This is a genomic window from Paraburkholderia sp. SIMBA_027 (assembly GCF_046535315.1).
Lineage (GTDB): Bacteria > Pseudomonadota > Gammaproteobacteria > Burkholderiales > Burkholderiaceae > Paraburkholderia > Paraburkholderia tropica.
Map to the genome: position 1 here is coordinate 1 of NZ_JAWRWY010000713.1, position 267 is coordinate 267.

The window sequence follows — 267 nt, forward strand, 5'->3', positions numbered from 1 at the left end:
CTGCAAAACCCATTATAGACATTATGATTGGTGTAAAGGATGAAGCCGAACTGGATAAGATTCCAACCTTATTGCAGGGAAAACATTATGTTTATTACGAAAAATATAACGAAGATATGCCCTATCGGCGTTTCTTTATTAAGCTTATAGATCAACCTCAAAATCTGGGATTTCCGGATATTATTCATCTTGGAGATAGAATTCCGGAGGAACTTCATAATCATAGCCTTCGGATTGCCCATATTCATGCCATCCCTGCTTCATCAG

1 protein-coding gene is annotated in these 267 nt (G+C 37.8%); it reads left to right on the top strand.

Annotated features, from left to right (window positions below; genetic code table 11):
• A partial coding sequence (locus tag SB764_RS40895; protein ID WP_410866884.1) for a GrpB family protein occupies positions 1–267 on the top strand: 267 nt, incomplete at both ends.